This is a genomic window from Chelatococcus asaccharovorans, from assembly GCF_003201475.1.
Taxonomy (GTDB): domain Bacteria; phylum Pseudomonadota; class Alphaproteobacteria; order Rhizobiales; family Beijerinckiaceae; genus Chelatococcus; species Chelatococcus asaccharovorans.
This window is the reverse complement of sequence record NZ_QJJK01000011.1, coordinates 31,436-48,933: the sequence shown is the minus strand read 5'-3', so window position 1 is coordinate 48,933 and position 17,498 is coordinate 31,436. Positions and strand designations below refer to the sequence as shown.

Genomic DNA, 17,498 nt, shown 5'->3' with positions numbered 1-17,498 from the left:
GGGCTTTCGGAATGGTCGCTATTGCAGGGGCTCGAGGAAAAGGATCGCGCCATGCTTCCATCTCCCTTCTGGGCGGACCTGACGACAACGGATTTCGATCGCGCGGCTATGGAAGACGTCATCGCCGTCCTGCCTGTCGCGGCGGTGGAGCAGCATGGCCCGCATCTGCCGCTTGGCACCGATGCGATGATCATGGAAGGCTATGTCACGCGGATTGCGGCCGGTTTGCCGGCTGATCTCTCCGTCTCCTTCTTGCCGATCCAGTCCATCGGACATTCGCCGGAACATCTCGCCTTCTCAGGCACGCTCACCTTGTCCGCGGAGGCCGCCATCGCTGCCTGGCGCGGTATCGGCGAGAGTGTCTACCGGGCGGGCTGCCGCAAGCTCGTGATTGTTTCCTCCCATGGCGGCAATTCCGCGGTGGTCGACATCGTCGCGCAGAGCCTGCGTGCGAACTGGGGACTGACGGTCGTCACCGTATCCTGGCAGCGGTTCGGCTATCCCGCCGGCCTGTTTGACGCGGAGGAAATCCGCCACGGCATTCACGGCGGCGACATAGAAACGTCGCTGATGCTCGCCTTCCATCCCGACAAGGTGCGCATGGAAGAGGCGGAGGCGTTCCCCTCGCTCACGGCAGAGATGGAGCGGGACTACACCTGGCTGCGCCATCCCAGGCCGGCCGGATTTTCCTGGATGGCCCAGGATCTCAATCCGGCGGGTGTCGTCGGCGACGCGGCAGCAGCGACAGCCGCCAAAGGGGAGGCCGCGGCCGCCCATGGGGTCGCTGCCTTCATCGCGCTCTTGCGCGAGGTGCAGTGCTTTTCACTATAGGCCACGGCGGGCGCGACCTCTCCCCGCCGCGGCGAGCCCGAGGGTAAGGCGGATGCCCTGCCGTTCCAGCGCGAAGGCCGCCTTGTCCCCGGGCGCCGTGATTGAACGCCGCGGGGCGTGATTGCAGCGCTCGGTTCACTCGGCCTTCCAGGGGAAGATCCAGGTCTCGGTGAGCGCACGGTTGCCGGAGCGAAGGAAGGCGCGGATATCGACCTGCTGGCCGGGCTCCACCTCGATGTCGATGGCGGCGCGCAGGCCCCGCACCTTCGGGTTGGGCACGAGATAGCTGCGCACCACGCGTCCCGCTGACAGGGAAGCGTCGATCTCGACGAGATTGGGATCGCGCGCGAAATAGGCGAGGTCATCGCCCGCAAAATCAATCAGGAAGCGTCGGGTGCCGGGCTTCACCTCTTCCGGTGACCCGGCGGCCTTCGGTTTCGTCTGATAGGTATTCAAGGCCCGACCGCCGGGATGGAGCTGGTCGGCATTGCCAAGCGACGTGATTCGATAGCGGTAGACGAGCGTCTGGCCCGGCTCGGCCGGTGTCCGCGGCACCCAGCTCGCGACGATGTTGTCGTTCGTCTCCTCATTGGTCGGAATCTCGACCAGCTCGACATGGCCTTCGCCCCAGTTGCCGCGTGGCTCCACCCAGTAGCCCGGCCTGAGCTCGTAGTGGAGATCAAGGTCCTGATAGTGCTCGAAGATGCGGTCCCGCTGCAGAAGACCGAAGCCGCGCAGATTGTTTTCCACGAAGGCGGAGGTCGCCAGCTCGCGCGGGTTGCGCAGCGGGCGCCAGATCCATTCCCCGGTGCCGGAATGGATGAGAAGCCCGTCCGAATCATGCAGCTCGGGGCGATATTCGTCGAGGAAGCGCCGGTCGTTCTCGCCCACGTAATACATGGACGTGAGCGGCGCGATGCCGAGCCTGGTGATCGTCTTGCGCGGAAAAAGCGTCGCGGTGACGTCGACGACCGTTTCCTTCGAGGGATAGACAAGAAACTGGAAGGCGCCGGTGATGGAAGCACTGTCGAGCAGCGCATAGATCACGACCCGCTCTGCATCGGGGGTCGGATTCTCGATCCAGAATTCGCGAAAGAACGGGAATTCCTCCTCCCCACCCGCGTTGATGGCGAGGCCGCGCGCGGACAGGCCATAGCGCTGGTCGCGGCCGAGGAACCGGAAATAGCTCGCGCCGAGGAAGGCGATGAGCTCATCATGGACGCGCGGATCGTTGAGCGGGTAATGAAGCCGGAAGCCGGCAAAGCCCGTATTAACCGGCAGCGGCTTGTCGAACTTGTTGCGCCCATAGTCGAAGAGCTGAGCCGAATAAGGAACCGGCGTCGGCACACCCTCGCGGATGATGTTCACGGTCACCGGCCGCTTGAACAGGAAGCCGGGGTGGAACATCTGCATGCGGAACTGGCCACCGCCCTGGGCGAGCAGGGAGCGCTCCGGGCGGAAGCGAATGTCGCGATAGCTGTCGTAGTCCAGACGCGCGAGCGGTTCCGGCAGGGGGGGTGGGTTGGGCTCGAACGGCACGGCGCCGAGCTCGCGGGCCCGCCGCACCACGTCGTCATAGACGAATTGCGGGGTCGCTTGCGGCGGCGCACCGCCGGAGGACGTGTCGGTTTGCGCAGGAGACGTCTGGGCCAGCGCCATCGTGGGGGAGAGCAGGGCGGTGGCGGACATCAGTTCGAGAAGGCGGCGGCGCGACAGCTTTTTCATCAGGCTCAAACGTTGGAAGGCGACCGTTGCGATGATCGCACATCTAATGACAATCAGAGGCGCATTCCATCAGATTTCGCAGGATAGTGAAGGCCCCGTGAGGCCTCGGTAGGGCAGGACGCCGCGCTGCAAAATTCTTTCGCTTTTCCTCATTCTCCCCTTGAGCTCGGCGGCGAACCGCACTATGTACCGCTCTGCCCTATTTCGCACGTGCCTGTGGCCGTGTGCTAGTCGGTGGGCATCCGGACAAGAGGCCGGACAGCCGCCCGGAACGCCAGACCCCATCAGGTCTTCGTTCCGAACACTTGACTGGCAGCCGGAGGCGAAACCGGCGCACCCCGTTCTCAAGCGGGGGACGCGGCTTAAAGCAACGACGGAACGGGCTTTTTTGGTCTCTGCCGGCTTTCCACAGGCCGGCCCGGGCTACCGAAGAGGCTTGTCCTTCATTGCCGGGCGTGCGGAGGGAGTTTTCCCATCCAATCCAAGGCAGCACGGTCGGTTAACAGCCGTCACCGTCGTCGCGTCTCCACAGCGCGTCGGCGTGGATAGCTGTCTCCGCATCATGCCGGGCGCAAGACGCGCCCCTTGTGATTTTTTGGGAGAGTGCCATGACAGAGCGCATTCGCGAATTCCTGCGTAACCGACGCGAAGACGGCCCCTGCCTGGTGGTCGATCTTGAGGTCGTCCGCGACAACTACATGGCCTTTGCCAGGTCGCTGCCTGACAGCCGCGTGTTCTACGCGGTGAAGGCCAATCCTTCACCGGAAGTGCTGTCGCTGCTCGCCTCGCTGGGCTCGTCCTTCGATACGGCTTCGGTCGTGGAGATCGAGATGGCGCTGGCTGCCGGCGCGACGCCCGACCGCATCTCCTTCGGCAATACCATCAAGAAGGAGCGCGATGTCGCGCGTGCCTTCGAGCTGGGCGTGCGCCTCTTCGCCGTCGATTGCGCGGCCGAAGTGGAGAAGGTTGCGCGTGCGGCACCTGGATCGCGGGTGTTCTGCCGCATCCTCTGCGACGGTGCCGGCGCCGAATGGCCCCTGTCGCGCAAGTTCGGTTGCGAGCCCTCGCTCGCGGTCGAGGTGCTGGAGCATGCCCATCGTCTCGGCCTCGAGGCTTACGGCGTCTCCTTCCATGTCGGCTCGCAGCAGGGCAATCCGCAAGCCTGGGACCAGGCGCTCGCCTCGGCGGCGGGTGTGTTCCGTGCCTGTGCCGAGCGCGGCATCCATCTGTCGATGGTCAATCTCGGCGGCGGTTTTCCGGCTAAGTATCTCCGCGACGTTCCCGCGGTGGAGACCTATGGTTCGTCGATCTTCGAAGGCCTGATGCGCCATTTCGGCAATGCCATCCCGGAGACGATCATCGAGCCGGGCCGTGGCATGGTGGGCAATGCCGGCATCATCGAGGCCGAGGTCGTCCTCGTCTCCACGAAGAGCGCCGAGGAGGATATCCGCTGGGTCTACCTCGACATCGGCAAGTTCGGTGGCCTGGCGGAGACCATGGATGAGGCGATCCGCTACCCGATCCGTACGCCGCACGACGGCGACGAGATGAGCGATTGCATCATTGCCGGTCCGACCTGCGATTCGGCGGACGTTCTCTATGAGCGTACGCCTTACGCCCTGCCGGTCAGTCTCGCCATCGGCGACAAGGTCTTGATCGAAGGGACTGGTGCCTACACCACGACCTACTCGGCGGTGGCCTTCAACGGCTTCCCGCCGTTGCGATCCTACCATATCTGAGAGCGCTTCAGGCGCGGCCGGCATCGCCCGGCCGCGCGCGCGGTGTCCAGGACGCAGCGAGCTGGATTCCGGCGCCGCTAGAGCATTTCCGGCGAAATCCGGTTCGCCGGAAAGGCTCTGTCTCCTTGGCTTTACGCAATTCCGGACGCGGAACCGCTACACACTTCCGCGGGAATTGCTCTAGCTGCCGGCAGGCGCCGGCGGCCCGATTTCCATAAAGGCAAACAAGAACGACGAGCGGCGATCTGATGTTATCAGATCGCATTGGCTCCACGACATCCTGATGGCCGGTATGCGGCCCAGCGGGGTGACGTGCGGCCGATGGCGCTCCCACGGCGTGCGCGAAGGAGCCACGACCATGATCATGATCCGCGATGAAATCACCGCCGACATTCCGGCGCGCGAGGGTCTGCTCGACCGGGCGTTCGGGCCCGGCCGCTTCATGAAGACCTGCGAGCGTTTGCGGGAAGGTCGCCGGCCGGCGCAGGGCCTCGCGCTCAGCGCCATCGATGCCGACGGCGCGCTTGTCGGCACGCTGCGCCTGTGGTCCATCGCCACGACGTCCGCCCATGAGGCGCTGCTGCTCGGGCCGCTGGCCGTGAGCGCAGAGCGGCAGGGCAGCGGGCTTGGCTCCGCGCTCATGCATGAGGCGCTCGGGCGGGCCGCGGCGCTCGGCCATGGTGCGGTTGTCCTGGTGGGCGATGCCCCCTATTACCGGCGCTTTGGCTTCTCCGCCGGACGGACGACGGCGCTCAGCCTGCCTGGTCCTTACGAGCCCGAGCGCTTTCTCGCCTGCGAACTCAGGGCCGGCGCGCTCGAAAACGCATGTGGTCTGGTCTTTGCTACCGGCAAGCTGCTATCGGTACCCGTCGACATTGAGGTTGCGCAGGCTGCGTGATCTCGATGAGTGTGGCTATACGCTATCCAACCGGAGGATTTGGACTTCCTTCCGTCCGCCCCATGTAACGGCGCGCCAGCGCCGAGGAGAGAAAGAATGACAGACTGGCCTGTTCACGCCCGTTTCGACGGCCCTATCGTGCTGGTGGGCTTCGGCTCCATCGGTCGGGGTGTCCTGCCGCTGCTCGAGCGGCATCTCGCGCATGACAAGGCCAAGTTCACGATCATCGCCCCTGAGGGGGACATCCGTGGCCTGGCGAAGGAGCGTGGACTCAACTTCATCGCGCGTGCTCTCACGCCCGACAATTTTCGCGAAATCCTGACGCCACTGCTCACGCAGGGTCCCGGCCGCGGGCTGATCGTGAACCTGTCGGTCGATGTCTCGTCGGTCGCCATGATGGACTTCGCCCGGGATGTCGATGCCTTCTATATCGACACGGTGGTGGAGCCCTGGGCCGGGTTTTACGCCAACCCGCACGCCAGCGTGGCCGAGCGCTCGAACTATGCCCTGCGGGAGAGCCTGCTCGACCTGCGTCGCCGCCGGCCCGGTGGGGTCACGGCCGTGAACTGCTGCGGGGCCAACCCCGGCATGGTCTCCTGGCTTGTGAAGCAGGCCCTCGTCAATGTGGCCGCGGATCTTGGCATCGATGCGGGTGCACCGGCTGGCCGCGAGGAGTGGGCGCGGCTGATGCAGCGTGTCGGGGTCAAGGGCATCCATATCGCCGAGCGCGATACGCAGCGCGCCAAGTCGCCGCGCCCGCGCGGGATCTTCGTGAACACCTGGTCCGTCGAGGGCTTCGTCGGCGAGGGACTGCAGCCCGCGGAACTCGGCTGGGGCAGCCACGAGAAAGACCTGCCGCCGGAAGGGCGCCGTCATGAGACGGGTTGCGGCGCCGCGATCTATCTGATGCGTCCCGGCGCCGGGACGCGCGTGCGTTCCTGGACGCCGACGCCGCAGGCGCAGTACGGCTTTCTCATCACACACAATGAGGCGATCTCGATCTCTGACTACTTCACGGTGCGTGATGGAGATAAGGTCGCCTATCGCCCCACATGCCACTACGCCTACCATCCCTGCGACGACGCTGTGCTGTCGCTCGACGAGATGGCCGGTGCGCAGTGGCAGCCTCAGCCGGAGTGGCGCATCCTCGACGAGAACGAGATTCTGGACGGCATCGACGAACTGGGCGTCCTCATCTACGGCCACGGCAAGAACGCCTATTGGTATGGCTCGCAGCTCTCCATCCAGGAGGCGCGGACGCTTGCGCCCTACCAGAACGCCACGGGCCTGCAGGTCACATCGGCGGTTCTGGCGGGTATCGTCTGGATGCTCGAGAATCCCGATCGCGGCATCGTGGAGGCCGATGAGATGGATTATCGCCGGTGTCTTGAGGTGCAGCGGCCGTATCTCGGATCCGTCATCGGCACCTATACCGACTGGACGCCGCTCAAGGATCGGGGCGTCCTGTTTCCGGAGGATCTCGACCTCGACGACCCCTGGCAGTTCAAGAACGTTATTGTGCGCTGAAAAAAGCGACGCATAGTGGCAGGGTGAATTGTCGCTTTGCCGGAAAAGGCGGGCGTCCCTTTGGACAATCCGCAACTTTTCCCAGCCATCCTGATGGCGCAAACAGGGCCTGCCGGAACGGCCGCACGGGGTGACCCGGTGCCGTTTCGTCGCCCGCAAGGACTGAGTGGACTGATGCCGTTTTTTGACGACTTCTACGCCGACAAGCTGCGGGGAGGGCTGGGCCGCGACGACGCGGAGGCGGTCATCGATCTCAGGGGCAAGGTCCGATTGGATGCCGAGGCTCATCTCCTCGCGCTGCTTGAAGGCCGTGGCGGCCGCCCCGTCCGCAGCGTCGCCATCCTGATCGATCCCGCGACGCCGACCAGCGGCGAGACGCTCTTCCAGCCGGTCGGCCGGCTGTTGCTGGACGGCAAGCGCCGCGGCGTCGTGGAACGGCTTTTGCCGCTGCCGGCGCGTGATGGCCTTGGCTTCTTCGTGGTGTTCCCGGCGCAGCGCTGAGGGCCCCTCTCAAGCGCGCGTTGCGGCCGGGCGCCGTCGGCGGCGATGGAACGGCTTCGCGAAGGCGCGGATAAAGCCATAGCCGGCGAAGAACGCGAGCCCACCGATGGTGAAGCTCTCCGCGGTCACCGGTGTCGCGGGCTCGAAATCCTGCCAGGTGTTGCGCGTGATGTCGGGATCCGCGGATTGCGCGAAGACCACGAGGCGCCACAGGGGCCCTGCTTCGCGAAAGGCCTGCTGCTGATCCTCCAGCCGCGCGAGACGCCCCGTGACCTGAGCCATGCTGGCACCATGGCGGGCCGTGAAGCCGTCGCCGCTCTGGGCGAGACGCTTCAGGGCCTCGCCGCGGTCGATGCCCGCCGCGCTCGCGTCCGTATCGAATCGCTGCACCACCCCCTTCAGCTCGTCGATCGCTCCGCCGAGACGCTGGCGATATTGCTGCGCGAATTCAGGCGCCTGCGTGCCGGCGACGGCAGCAAGGAGACCGGTTGCGAGGCCAAGCGTTCTGGAGATCATGGCGTTCTGGAGATCATGCCCTGATCTTTTAAAGCACAGGGTTAAGGAATGGTATCGGTCGGAATACCCGCACGTCATCAAGTCAGTGGCAGTCGCCAAGCTACGGCTCTCATCCGCCGCGCTGATCCCTCCCCTGAAGGGGAGGGTGGCGCCGAAGGCGCAGGGTGGGGTCGACCTGTTGCCGACCCGCCGGAAGATGGCAACAGCTACGTGGCCAGCGGGACATCGCCCCCGGCCTCGTGACCCCACCCGACCTCGCTGACGCGAGGCCACCCTCCCCTGAAGGGGAGGGATCACCCTGGCGTCCATGAGAAGGGCTAGGGGTATGGAGCCTGACAGCCTCTAGGATGCGTCCCGTGCTTCAGACAGCGCCGCTTCCACGTCGGCGCGGGTGATCTCGTCGGCGGCCAGCGAAATCTTGATGGCGCGCGTTTCCTGGCCCGGCTCCATGATCAGCACGACAGTCTCGGTGCCGGGGCAGGAAGGGTCGGCACAGATGATTTCATTGGCCGCGATCACCGTGTCCTCGGACAGGCCCGCGATCTCACGCACCAAAAGCTTGATCGCGACCAGAGCCGGGTTTTCGCCGCGCTTGTCCTTGCGTCCGAACAGGCCGAACCGCATCGCGCGTCAGCTCGGAAGGGTGAACAGCCCGCCGTTGCCGGCTTCATCGCCGAAGGCAAGGCTGCGGCCGCTGTCATCCCAGGCGAGCGCGGTGATCGACGCGCCGGTGGCGTTCTGCACCAGAAGCTCCGAAGCATCCGTCAGGCGGATGAGGAGAACGGTGCCATCCTCATAGGCGCTGGCCAGCACCAGCGCTCTGGGATGGAAGGCGACACGAGCCACGCGCACCGGCCGGACGCCGCATTCACGCGGAGCGCGCCCCATCGGGCCCTGTTTGTCGAAGGGCCAGATGATGGCCGCCTCCGCGCCCGACGTCGCCAGCCAGTTGCCGTCATGCGACCAGGACAGGGAGCGCGTCTTGCTGGGATAGCCGCTCATCCGCATATCCTTCCGGTCGGAGAGCCGCCAGCCATGCAGGGAATTCTCCTGCATGGCGGTGACGACATACTGGCCGTCCGGGGAGACCGTTACGCCGAGATGCGATCCCTTCCAGGCCAGCACATCGGGCGTCGCATCGGTATTGGGAAACCAGAGCGTCACGCCATTGTAGTGGGCGATTGCAAGGCGATAGCCCTTGGGCATGAAGGCCAGGCCCTGCGCCGTGGTCGGCGCGGTGAAGGAGCGCAACTGGCCCTTGCCGTCGCGCGTGCGCACCGTCTTGCCCGCGCTCCAGGCGATGGCCCCGTCGCGGCCGCCGGTGACCGCGTCGATCCAGCGGCCTTGCTCCTTGCCGCGCTCGGCGCTTGTGCCATCAGGGGCGGTGGCGACGACACGCCCGTCGTCCCCGCCGGTGATCAGCGTGTCGCCCGCCCGAGCGGCAACGAGGATGCCGCCACCGGGGTGGGGGGCCACACGCGCCGCCTCACGCCCGTCGGTCAGGAGCACCCGGCCGTCGGCCAGGGCGAAAGCCGCCTTCGGTCCGAGCCAGGCCAGACCGATGACATGGGCGCCGGCCTCCACGGCCACGACATGCTCGGCGAGGGATTGGGACGGAGCGGGGGCAAGGGTCATAGTGTCTCTTCAGTTCCGGCGGCTACAACGTCGGCCCGGGTAGCGGGACGGCTCTTGTGGCCGGCCCGATCGCGGGCGCTGGAGCAGAGCTAGACCGATCAGGCCGCGCAGGCAAGGAAGCCCTTGTTCAGCGCCTCCCGATCGAGATTGCGGCCGATGAAGACGATCTTCGATTGCCGTTTCTCGCCGGGTTTCCAATCCTGGGTCAGATCCCCGTCGAGGATCATGTGCACGCCCTGAAAGACGAAGCGCTTGGGCTCGCCCTGGAAGGCGAGGATACCCTTGGAGCGCAGGATGTTCGCGCCCTCCTGCTGGACGAGATCGTTGACCCAGGGCATGAACTTGGCCGGGTCGACATCGCCAGGGATCGTGAAGGATACGGACTTCACATCCTCATCATGGTGATGGTGATGGCCTTCCTCCAGGAAGTCCGGCTCCAGCTCCAGCACCCGATCGAGATCGAAGGCGTTGCGGCCGAGCACTTCGGCGATGTCGATGCTTGCGCGCTGGGTGCGATGCAGCTTCGCATAGGGATTGATGGCGCGGATCTGCGCCTCGACCGCCGACAATTCCTCAGGCGTCACGAGGTCGGTCTTGTTCAGGATGATGACATCGGCGAAGGCCACCTGGTTCTTCGCCTCGGGCGCGTCCTTCAAACGCTCGGTCAGCCATTTTGCATCGACCACGGTGACGACGGCATCAAGCCGCGTCTTCGATGAGACGTCCTCGTCCATGAAGAAGGTCTGCGCGACGGGCGCGGGATCGGCGAGGCCCGTCGTCTCGACGATGATCGCGTCGAACTGGCCCTTGCGCTTCATCAGCCCGTCGATGATGCGGATGAGGTCGCCGCGCACGGTGCAGCAGATGCAGCCGTTGTTCATCTCGAAGACTTCCTCGTCGGCACCGACGACGAGGTCGTTGTCGATGCCGACCTCGCCGAACTCGTTGACCACGACGGCAAATTTCTTGCCGTGCGGTTCGGAGAGGATGCGGTTCAAAAGCGTCGTCTTGCCCGCCCCGAGATAGCCGGTGAGGACGGTAACGGGGATCTTATCCGACATGGTGGCTCCGCTAAAATGGAGACGCTGGGCGCGGTCCGCGCCAGCGTCGGGGGTCGGCCAGGCGCCGGCCCGTCGGGACAACTGCTGGCGCTTACATATTCACCCGAGGCGGCCGGCTCAAGCCCCGTCGCCGGCCGGACACCGAGGCTCCATACGCGGCCGACGGATGGGCTCTTATGGCTTGAGCGCGTCGGTGAAAGCTTTGACGTTATGTTCCATCATATCGATATAGGTCGGCGCCGGTTCGCTCGGTCCCGACAGGGCATCGGAATAGACGGTGCCGCCGATCCGGGCGCCGGTTTCCTTGGCGATTTGGTTCATCAGGCGAGGATCGCTGATGTTCTCCAGGAAGACCGCCGGAATCTTCTCCGCCTTGATCTGCCGGATGATCGCCGCGACATCCTTCGCGGATGCCTCCGTCTCCGATGAAACCCCCTGCGGCGGCAGCACCTTCAGCCCATAGGCGTTGGCGAAATAGGCGAAGGCGTCATGCGAGGTGACGATGCGGCGGCGGTCCTCCGGAATGGAGGCGATCGCCGCCTTCACTTTCGCGTCGAGCGCGGAGAGCTTGTCGAGATATTGCGCGGCATTCGCCTCGTAGACCGCCTTGCCGGCAGGGTCGGCGGCGATCAGCCCGTCACGGATGTTGCGGATATAAATTGCGGCATTGGCAACCGACTGCCAGGCGTGCGGATCATCCGGGCCATGGTCGTGCCCATGATCGTTCTTATGGGCATGTCCATGGGCCTCCTTGGCCCCGGCCTTATGGCCGCCCTTGCCGTGATCATGGCCGTCATCATCATCATCCTCGCCGCTCAGGGGCGTGATGCCCTTGGTCGCGACGATCTGCGGCGCTTTCGAGCCCGCGGACTTGACGAGGCGCGGCATCCATCCCTCGAAGCCGAGGCCGTTGACCACCACAAGCTTGGCCGCGGCAACCTTGCGCGCGTCGGCCGGCGAGGGTGAAAACACATGGGCGTCGCCGTCCGGCCCGACCAGCACCTCGACGGCAACCCGGTCGCCACCGACGTTGCGCACGAAATCACCCAGGATGGAGAAGCTCGCCACCACCGGCAAAGGGGTGTCGGCCGCCCATGACGGAGATGGAGCGAGGGACAGGCCGCCCATGACGAGGGCAGCCATTCCAAATGATATAACATTGCGCTTCGTGGGCATGGTTTGTCCTTCAAAACCATCAGGCCAGCGAGGGTTGGCCTTGTGGGAGATCGAATGCCTTCGACGATCGCGGGCGCCGCGAACGGTCAGGCCGTGAGGTGGCGCTGCGGTATGAGGCGCCAGATGAGTCCGCCTGCTCGGCCGAAGACGAGCGAGGCAATGTGCACGCCGCCGGCGACCAGGATGATACAGGGACCGGTCGGCAGGCTGGTGTGATAGGAGATGATGATTCCGACGAGGCCGGACAGCATCCCTATCAGTGTCGCCAGCACGATCAGGCCCGTTATCTCCGAGGTCCACAGGCGGGCGCTGGTCGCCGGGAGCATCATCAGCCCGACGGCGAGAAGGGTGCCGAGGGCCTGGAAGCCGCCCACCAGATTGAGCACGACCAAGGCCAGAAAAATGAGGTGGCTCGGCCCACCGGCCCGGCTCACCGAGGCGAGGAAGGTGGGGTCGACGCATTCCAGCACCAGCGGGCGATAGATCAGCGCGAGCGCGACGAGCGTGACGGTGGTGATGCCGGCGATCAGGATGAGCGCGGCATCATCAAGGGCAAGCACTGAGCCGAACAAGACATGGAGCAGGTCGACATTCGAGCCGCGCAGCGAGACGAGCGTGACGCCGAGGGCCAGCGATATCAGGTAGAAGCCGGCGAGGGAGGCATCTTCCCGGAGCGCCGTGACACGGGCGACGAGGCCCGACAGCAGCGCGACTGCGAAGCCAACGATGAGACCGCCGAGCGTCATGGCCGGCAGCCAGAGCCCGTAGAGAAGGTAGCCGACGGCGGCGCCGGGCAGCACGGCATGGGCCATGGCGTCGCCGGTCAGGCTCATGCGGCGCAGCATCAGGAAGACGCCGACGGGGCCAGCGCCCAGGGCAAGGGCCAGCGTGCCGACGAGGGCGCGCCGCATGAAGTCGAATTCGACAAAGGGCGCCAGGACAAGATCGTACAGCATGTCAGGCAGCGGTCCGTTCGCAGTAGGCCGCATCCGGATCATGCGATTCGATCATCCTGCGGGCGCGCAGCAGATTATCCGCGATGAGCACGTCCTGGGTCGCGCCCCAGGCGACGGGTTCGCGCGCCAGAAGGAGCGTCTCCGGAAAAGCGCGGCGCACGAGGTCGAGGTCATGCAGCACTGCGACCACCGTGCGCTTTTCACGGTGCCAGCGATGCACGAGATCGATGAGGTCGAGCGTGGTCTTCGCATCGATGGCGGTGAAAGGCTCATCGAGCAGGATGAGCTCGGCATCCTGGAGCAAGAGGCGCGCGAAAAGCGCACGCTGCATCTGTCCGCCGGAGAGTGTGCCTATGGTGCGCCGTTCGAACCCGGACAGTCCGACCGCGGCCAAAGCCTCCTCGATCGCCCGACGCTGGGCGCGGCCGATCCCGCCGAAGAGGCCGGCCTGCCGCCACAGCCCCATGGCCACGAGGTCAAAGACGGTTATCGGGAAGCTGCGGTCAATGTCCATCGCCTGCGGAAGATAGGCGATATTGGCGCGCCGGCAGCCCAGCCGGATGCCGCCGTCGAGCGGCCGCAGCGCGCCCATGATACCCTTGAGCAGCGTGGATTTGCCGGCGCCGTTCGGACCGACAATAGCCGTAAGGCTTCCTGCCGCAATCCCCCCATTGAGATGATGGACGGCCGGATGGCGGTCGTAGCCCAACGTGACATCGTCGAAGCCAATGACGGGTTTCGCGGTCGTCGATGAGGGCGCGTTGGCGGACAGGGCGCTCATCCCAACACCAGTGCCACCGCCGCCCACAAGACCGCGATCAGCACGGCGCACATGGCAAGGCGCTGCCAGGCCGAAATGCGCAGAAGCGAGGCCGTTGGCGTGAGAGCGACGGGGTGGTGGTGATGGTGGTGCGGAACCATGCGATCAACGGGGAAATGTTCTAACGTAACAAAACTCATCACGAGACGAAGGCAGAGTCAATGCGCGTCCTGCCGCTGGGAGGGACGGCCACGCGCATTCGGCGATCGGCCGCGACCTGCGCGGCCCATCGCGACCGTCATGAGAACGGGCGGTACTGGTAAAGCCAGGTCTCGCTGAGGACGGCGTCACCGGACCGCAGGAACAGGCGCATGTCGACGGGGTCGGTGCCGTTGACGGCAAGGTCGAACTGCGCCCGCCAGCGTCCGGGATTGTTGCCGGGTACCGGCTGGGTGAAGGCGCGGCTGAACTCCCCGCGTGAAGCCCACAGAACAGGCTCCGGTGCGACATTCGGCGGCAGTGCCGCGAGGGGCTCGCCCGCGAATTCCACCATGAAGCGGCGCACGCCCTCCGGACGCTGCTGCCCCGGCGTATTGGCGCCGCTGAGCCGCGTCGCGATGCAGCGGGCGAGCGGCGAGGGATGGGGCTCGTCGGCCAGCCAGTGCAGACGGTAGGCGAAATCGAGCGCGTCGCCGGCCTTGGTCGGCTCGGCCGGGTTCCAATAGGCGACGATATTGTCGTGAATCTCGTCGTCGGTCGGCAGTTCGATGAGCTGTACGGAGCCTTTGCCCCAGCTCCCCTTGGGTTCCACCCAGGCGGAGGGGCGCAATTGGTAGCGTACGCCGTCCTGGTAATTGTCGAAGTCGCGATCGCGCTGCATCAGGCCGAAGCCGCGCGGGTTGTTGTCGAGGAAGCTCGATATGACGATCGAGGTCGGGTTGTTCAGGGGGCGCCAGATCCGCTCGCCGGAGCCTGTCCAGATCGCGAGGCCATCGGAATCATGCACCTCGGGCCGCCAGTCCACCGCCGCCGCCTTCGCCGTCTCGGAAAACCAATACATCGACGTCAAGGGCGCGATGCCGATCCGCGCGATCGGTTGCCGCAGGAAAAGCCGAGCATCGATGTCCATCACGACGCCGCGCGTGCGGTGCATGACGAAGCGATAGGCGCCGGCGAGGCTCGGCCCGTCGAGGAGGGCGTAGACCGTCACGGAATCGCTGTCGGCCGGGGAGGGCACGAACCAGAAGGCGGTGAAATCCGGAAACTCCTCCGGCACGCCTGCGCCGGGCGTGACCGCGATGCCGCGCGCCGACAGCCCGACCTGGCCGAGTTCGCCCACCCCGCGGAAATAGGACGCGCCGAGAAAGGTGACCCAAGGCTCCTTGTCTGCCCAGTCCTTGCCCGGCTCGCGCACCCAGAAGCCGGCGAAAGCCGAGGGCTGGGCGGGCAGTTTCTGGGCGACATGGTCTTCGTTCATGGTGAAATAGTCGGGCTGGTAGAGGATCTCCCGCGCCTTGCCGCCGGCGACCGCGAACATCTGCACGGTCTTCGGGAAGAACTGCCCCACATGCATGAAGGTGATGGGGAAGGGCGACTTGCCATCGGCAAAGAGGGCGTAGTCCGTCTTGAATTTCAGCTTGCCGTGGGCGTCGTAGTCGATCCTGGACACGATCGCGGGGTCAGGCCGCGGGGGCGACTGGTAGGGCTTGGCGGCGAGGTCGGCCGCATATTTGCGCAGCCAGTCATAGGAGAAGGGCCGGGAACGGCCGAACTTCAGCCCACCGGCCTGCTGCGCGATGGCAGCAGTGCTCAGGCCGGCTGTTCCAAGCGCTTGGGCCGCGAGGCCCGCGACCATGATCTGGCCAAGCATACGTCGGTTCAGTAGGGACACGATACTTACTCTCGGCGGATGCGCCCGAAGGAACGCGTCTCGAAATCAGACATTACCGAAGGGATTGTACTGGTAAAGCCAGGTTTCCGTCAGAACCTTGTCGCCTGCTTTCAGGAACAGGCGCATGTCGACGGGATCGCTGCCTTCGACCGTCAGGTCGAACTGGGCGCGCCAGTGACCCGGCACGTCATCGGGCACGGCTTCCGTGAAGATGTAGGAAAACGTGCCGCGCGAAGCCCAGAGCACCGCCTCCGGCTTGACGCCGTAGGGGAGGTTGGCGAGCGGCCCACCGATGAACTCCACCATGAATTTGCGCACGCCCTTCGGACGGGGCTGCCCGGGCTGGCCGCCATTGCCGAGCCGCGTCGCTATGCTGCGTCCGAGCGGTGTCGGGAACGGCTCATCGGCGCGCCAATGCAGGCGATAGGCGTAGTGGTAGCTGGCACCGGCCTTGGCGTCGCCCTCGGGGACCCACATGGCGACGATATTGTCGTGGATCTCGTCGTCGGTCGGGATCTCGACGAGTTCAATCGCGCCTTTGCCCCACTCGCCGAGCGGTTCCACCCAGAGGCTCGGTCGCCGCTCGTAGTGGACACCGTCGAGATAGTGTTCGAAGGCTCGGTCGCGCTGCAAAAGCCCGAAGCCGCGCGGGTCGTCATCGCCGAAGGCGGAGACGCCGGTGCGGCCCGGGTTGTTCAGGGGCCGCCAGATGCGCTCGCCGCTGCCTGTCCAGAGGGCCAGGCCGTCGGAATCATGGACTTCGGGGCGCCAGTCCACGGCAGTGGGCTTTTTCGCTTCGCCGTACCAGAACATCGAGGTGAGCGGCGCGATGCCAAGGCGCGCTACGTCCTTGCGCAGGAAGATGTGGGTGTCGATATCCATGATGACGCCGGACGTGCGGTTCATCACGAAACGGTAGGCGCCGGCCACGCTCGGGCCATCGAGGAGCGCGTAGACGGTGACAGTATCGCCGTTCTCGGCCGGGGTGTCGAAATAGAAATGGGTGAAGTCGGGAAATTCCTCCGGCTTCCCCGCAACGGCTACATCGATGGCGATGCCGCGGGCGGAGAGGCCGTATTGGAACAATTCGCCGATCGCGCGGAAATAGGAGGCGCCGAGGAAGGCCACCCAGTCGTTGCGTCGCCAGTCCAACTTGTCGTCGAAGCGGCTTTCCTGGAAGCGGAAGCCGGAGAACCCACTGCCGGGGGGCAGGGCATGCGCCGGGCTGTCCGGCGGCATGTTGAAATAGGAATCGTCGTAGATGATTTCCCGGGCCTCGTCCTTCGACACCACATGCATCGCGACCGGGGTCTGAAAGAACTTGCCAAGATGGAAGAAGGTGACGGGATAGCGGCCTGGCCCTTCGCCGAACAGCGCGTGATCCGTATTGAAGTGGATCTTGCCGTGTTCCTCATAGGTGAGCTTGTCGAGGACATCCCCGGGCGGGCGCCTGGGCGCCACATAGGGCTGGCCGGCCATGTCCTTTGCCCGGGCGATCAGGGCTTCATAGGAGAACGGAGCGGCTGTGCCGAGCTTCAGGCCATTCGCGGCGGCCCTGGACGGGAGGCCCGTGGCTGCCACGAGGGCAGCGCCGGTCGCCGAGGCGAGGAAGGTGCGGCGGTTGAAGAGCGCTTTGCTTGGATCCATGGAGCCGTTTCAACAGGGCTGGGGAACAACGCGGGGTTATAGTAGCCCTTTTGCCTGCAATCGTGGCGCGAGCATGGTCGCACGTTGCCGGACCCGTGACGGACGCCGATTACCCGCGGGAATCCGATCCGAAAATCGGTTCGACCTTCAGGGCATTGCGCGCGAAGGCGACGATCGCCCACAGGGCGAGCAGGGTGAATAGGCCCATGAAGATATACTCGACCGTGGTGCCGAGCTGGAACAGCCCGGCAAGGGCCCATCCGCCGGCAAGCGCGACGCACAAGAGCTCAACCGCGACGAGAACGATCGCGCTTCCCACGGTGAGGAGGCTTTTCAGGCTGAGGCGGTTGGTGTTCGGCACGGACGTTCCTCGCGACGGACGATCGATCGAAAGTATCAGAGCTTGGACAAGGCCGTCTCTCCACTACCGCAAAGGGGCGGCAGCGGCAACATGCGCGGACGTCGGCTGGTGACATCGTGATGTCATGCTTGGTGATGTCATGATGGCCATGAGCGTGATGCGCATCGGAGCCTTATGAATGCGAAAGGGATGGCCTGGCGATCGTCGTATGGCACTGTGTACAATTTTTAATTGAATAGGCGGCGCGATGCGTCTAGGGGTTGCTTTGCGACGA

At 65.3% G+C, this 17,498-nt stretch carries 17 protein-coding genes; 5 read left to right on the top strand and 12 right to left on the bottom strand.

Translation table 11 applies throughout. The annotated features are described in order from the left end of the window. Window positions 1-51: 51 nt before the first annotated feature. Window positions 52-831: a creatininase family protein gene (locus tag C7450_RS23910; RefSeq protein ID WP_110377200.1), complete on the top strand. Its 780-nt coding sequence runs from the start codon at window positions 52-54 to the stop codon at window positions 829-831. A 135-nt stretch (window positions 832-966) separates the two neighbouring features. On the opposite strand, the gene C7450_RS23905 is transcribed toward C7450_RS23910, so the two are convergent. After that, window positions 967-2,556, bottom strand: a complete 1,590-nt coding sequence (locus C7450_RS23905; RefSeq protein ID WP_110376985.1) for an OpgD/OpgG family glucan biosynthesis protein — start codon at window positions 2,554-2,556, stop codon at window positions 967-969. Window positions 2,557-3,164: 608 nt separating this feature from the next. Between C7450_RS23905 and C7450_RS23895 the strand changes: the two genes are divergently transcribed. The 4 genes from C7450_RS23895 to C7450_RS23880 all read left to right on the top strand — a co-directional run bounded on the left by C7450_RS23895 (window position 3,165) and on the right by C7450_RS23880 (window position 7,221). Continuing rightward, window positions 3,165-4,295 carry a type III PLP-dependent enzyme gene (locus tag C7450_RS23895; protein ID WP_110376984.1) on the top strand — a complete coding sequence of 377 codons (1,131 nt, stop codon included), beginning with the start codon at window positions 3,165-3,167 and terminating at the stop codon, window positions 4,293-4,295. Window positions 4,296-4,653: 358 nt separating this feature from the next. Continuing rightward, entirely contained in the window at window positions 4,654-5,193 is a 540-nt protein-coding gene (locus C7450_RS23890) for a GNAT family N-acetyltransferase (protein ID WP_110376983.1), read from the top strand. Window positions 5,194-5,289: 96 nt separating this feature from the next. Further along, window positions 5,290-6,720: a homospermidine synthase gene (locus C7450_RS23885; RefSeq protein WP_110376982.1), complete on the top strand. Its 1,431-nt coding sequence runs from the start codon at window positions 5,290-5,292 to the stop codon at window positions 6,718-6,720. Between the two features lie 174 nt (window positions 6,721-6,894). Continuing rightward, complete coding sequence (locus C7450_RS23880) at window positions 6,895-7,221, top strand: hypothetical protein (RefSeq protein WP_110376981.1); 327 nt, start codon at window positions 6,895-6,897, stop codon at window positions 7,219-7,221. Window positions 7,222-7,230: 9 nt separating this feature from the next. On the opposite strand, the gene C7450_RS34095 is transcribed toward C7450_RS23880, so the two are convergent. The 11 genes from C7450_RS34095 to C7450_RS23830 all read right to left on the bottom strand — a co-directional run bounded on the left by C7450_RS34095 (window position 7,231) and on the right by C7450_RS23830 (window position 17,224). Then, a complete protein-coding gene (locus C7450_RS34095) occupies window positions 7,231-7,737 on the bottom strand; it encodes a DUF2937 family protein (RefSeq protein WP_170147399.1) in 507 nt (168 codons plus the stop codon). A gap of 342 nt (window positions 7,738-8,079) precedes the next feature. Beyond that, window positions 8,080-8,361 carry a hypothetical protein gene (locus tag C7450_RS23870; RefSeq protein WP_110376979.1) on the bottom strand — a complete coding sequence of 94 codons (282 nt, stop codon included), beginning with the start codon at window positions 8,359-8,361 and terminating at the stop codon, window positions 8,080-8,082. Window positions 8,362-8,367: 6 nt separating this feature from the next. Then, window positions 8,368-9,372 (bottom strand): WD40 repeat domain-containing protein, encoded by a 1,005-nt coding sequence (locus C7450_RS23865; RefSeq protein ID WP_110376978.1) that lies wholly within the window; start codon window positions 9,370-9,372, stop codon window positions 8,368-8,370. 98 nt (window positions 9,373-9,470) lie between these two features. Next, window positions 9,471-10,433, bottom strand: coding sequence for a CobW family GTP-binding protein (locus C7450_RS23860; RefSeq protein WP_110376977.1), 963 nt, complete (start codon window positions 10,431-10,433; stop codon window positions 9,471-9,473). A gap of 174 nt (window positions 10,434-10,607) precedes the next feature. Then, complete coding sequence (locus C7450_RS23855; RefSeq protein ID WP_110376976.1) at window positions 10,608-11,609, bottom strand: metal ABC transporter substrate-binding protein; 1,002 nt, start codon at window positions 11,607-11,609, stop codon at window positions 10,608-10,610. A gap of 86 nt (window positions 11,610-11,695) precedes the next feature. Beyond that, complete coding sequence (locus C7450_RS23850) at window positions 11,696-12,565, bottom strand: metal ABC transporter permease (RefSeq protein ID WP_210206524.1); 870 nt, start codon at window positions 12,563-12,565, stop codon at window positions 11,696-11,698. A 1-nt stretch (window position 12,566) separates the two neighbouring features. Further along, window positions 12,567-13,346 (bottom strand): zinc ABC transporter ATP-binding protein AztA, encoded by a 780-nt coding sequence (gene aztA / locus C7450_RS23845; protein ID WP_110376975.1) that lies wholly within the window; start codon window positions 13,344-13,346, stop codon window positions 12,567-12,569. Next, entirely contained in the window at window positions 13,343-13,486 is a 144-nt protein-coding gene (locus tag C7450_RS34330; RefSeq protein ID WP_210206523.1) for a hypothetical protein, read from the bottom strand. The genes aztA and C7450_RS34330 overlap by 4 nt, the downstream gene beginning before the upstream one ends. Before the next feature lie 137 nt (window positions 13,487-13,623). Beyond that, window positions 13,624-15,195, bottom strand: a complete 1,572-nt coding sequence (locus C7450_RS23840) for an OpgD/OpgG family glucan biosynthesis protein (RefSeq protein WP_110376974.1) — start codon at window positions 15,193-15,195, stop codon at window positions 13,624-13,626. A 66-nt stretch (window positions 15,196-15,261) separates the two neighbouring features. After that, window positions 15,262-16,863: an OpgD/OpgG family glucan biosynthesis protein gene (locus tag C7450_RS23835; RefSeq protein ID WP_110376973.1), complete on the bottom strand. Its 1,602-nt coding sequence runs from the start codon at window positions 16,861-16,863 to the stop codon at window positions 15,262-15,264. A gap of 109 nt (window positions 16,864-16,972) precedes the next feature. Next, window positions 16,973-17,224: a hypothetical protein gene (locus tag C7450_RS23830; RefSeq protein ID WP_110376972.1), complete on the bottom strand. Its 252-nt coding sequence runs from the start codon at window positions 17,222-17,224 to the stop codon at window positions 16,973-16,975. Between the last annotated feature and the right edge of the window lie 274 nt (window positions 17,225-17,498).

Coding starts and splice junctions, on each gene's coding strand:
- C7450_RS23910 (WP_110377200.1), top strand. CDS start 52: ATGCTTCCATCTCCCTTCTGGGCGGACCTGACGACAACGGATTTCGAT.
- C7450_RS23905 (WP_110376985.1), bottom strand. CDS start 2,556: ATGAAAAAGCTGTCGCGCCGCCGCCTTCTCGAACTGATGTCCGCCACC.
- C7450_RS23895 (WP_110376984.1), top strand. CDS start 3,165: ATGACAGAGCGCATTCGCGAATTCCTGCGTAACCGACGCGAAGACGGC.
- C7450_RS23890 (WP_110376983.1), top strand. CDS start 4,654: ATGATCATGATCCGCGATGAAATCACCGCCGACATTCCGGCGCGCGAG.
- C7450_RS23885 (WP_110376982.1), top strand. CDS start 5,290: ATGACAGACTGGCCTGTTCACGCCCGTTTCGACGGCCCTATCGTGCTG.
- C7450_RS23880 (WP_110376981.1), top strand. CDS start 6,895: ATGCCGTTTTTTGACGACTTCTACGCCGACAAGCTGCGGGGAGGGCTG.
- C7450_RS34095 (WP_170147399.1), bottom strand. CDS start 7,737: ATGATCTCCAGAACGCTTGGCCTCGCAACCGGTCTCCTTGCTGCCGTC.
- C7450_RS23870 (WP_110376979.1), bottom strand. CDS start 8,361: ATGCGGTTCGGCCTGTTCGGACGCAAGGACAAGCGCGGCGAAAACCCG.
- C7450_RS23865 (WP_110376978.1), bottom strand. CDS start 9,372: ATGACCCTTGCCCCCGCTCCGTCCCAATCCCTCGCCGAGCATGTCGTG.
- C7450_RS23860 (WP_110376977.1), bottom strand. CDS start 10,433: ATGTCGGATAAGATCCCCGTTACCGTCCTCACCGGCTATCTCGGGGCG.
- C7450_RS23855 (WP_110376976.1), bottom strand. CDS start 11,609: ATGCCCACGAAGCGCAATGTTATATCATTTGGAATGGCTGCCCTCGTC.
- C7450_RS23850 (WP_210206524.1), bottom strand. CDS start 12,565: ATGCTGTACGATCTTGTCCTGGCGCCCTTTGTCGAATTCGACTTCATG.
- aztA (WP_110376975.1), bottom strand. CDS start 13,346: ATGAGCGCCCTGTCCGCCAACGCGCCCTCATCGACGACCGCGAAACCC.
- C7450_RS34330 (WP_210206523.1), bottom strand. CDS start 13,486: ATGGTTCCGCACCACCATCACCACCACCCCGTCGCTCTCACGCCAACG.
- C7450_RS23840 (WP_110376974.1), bottom strand. CDS start 15,195: ATGCTTGGCCAGATCATGGTCGCGGGCCTCGCGGCCCAAGCGCTTGGA.
- C7450_RS23835 (WP_110376973.1), bottom strand. CDS start 16,863: ATGGATCCAAGCAAAGCGCTCTTCAACCGCCGCACCTTCCTCGCCTCG.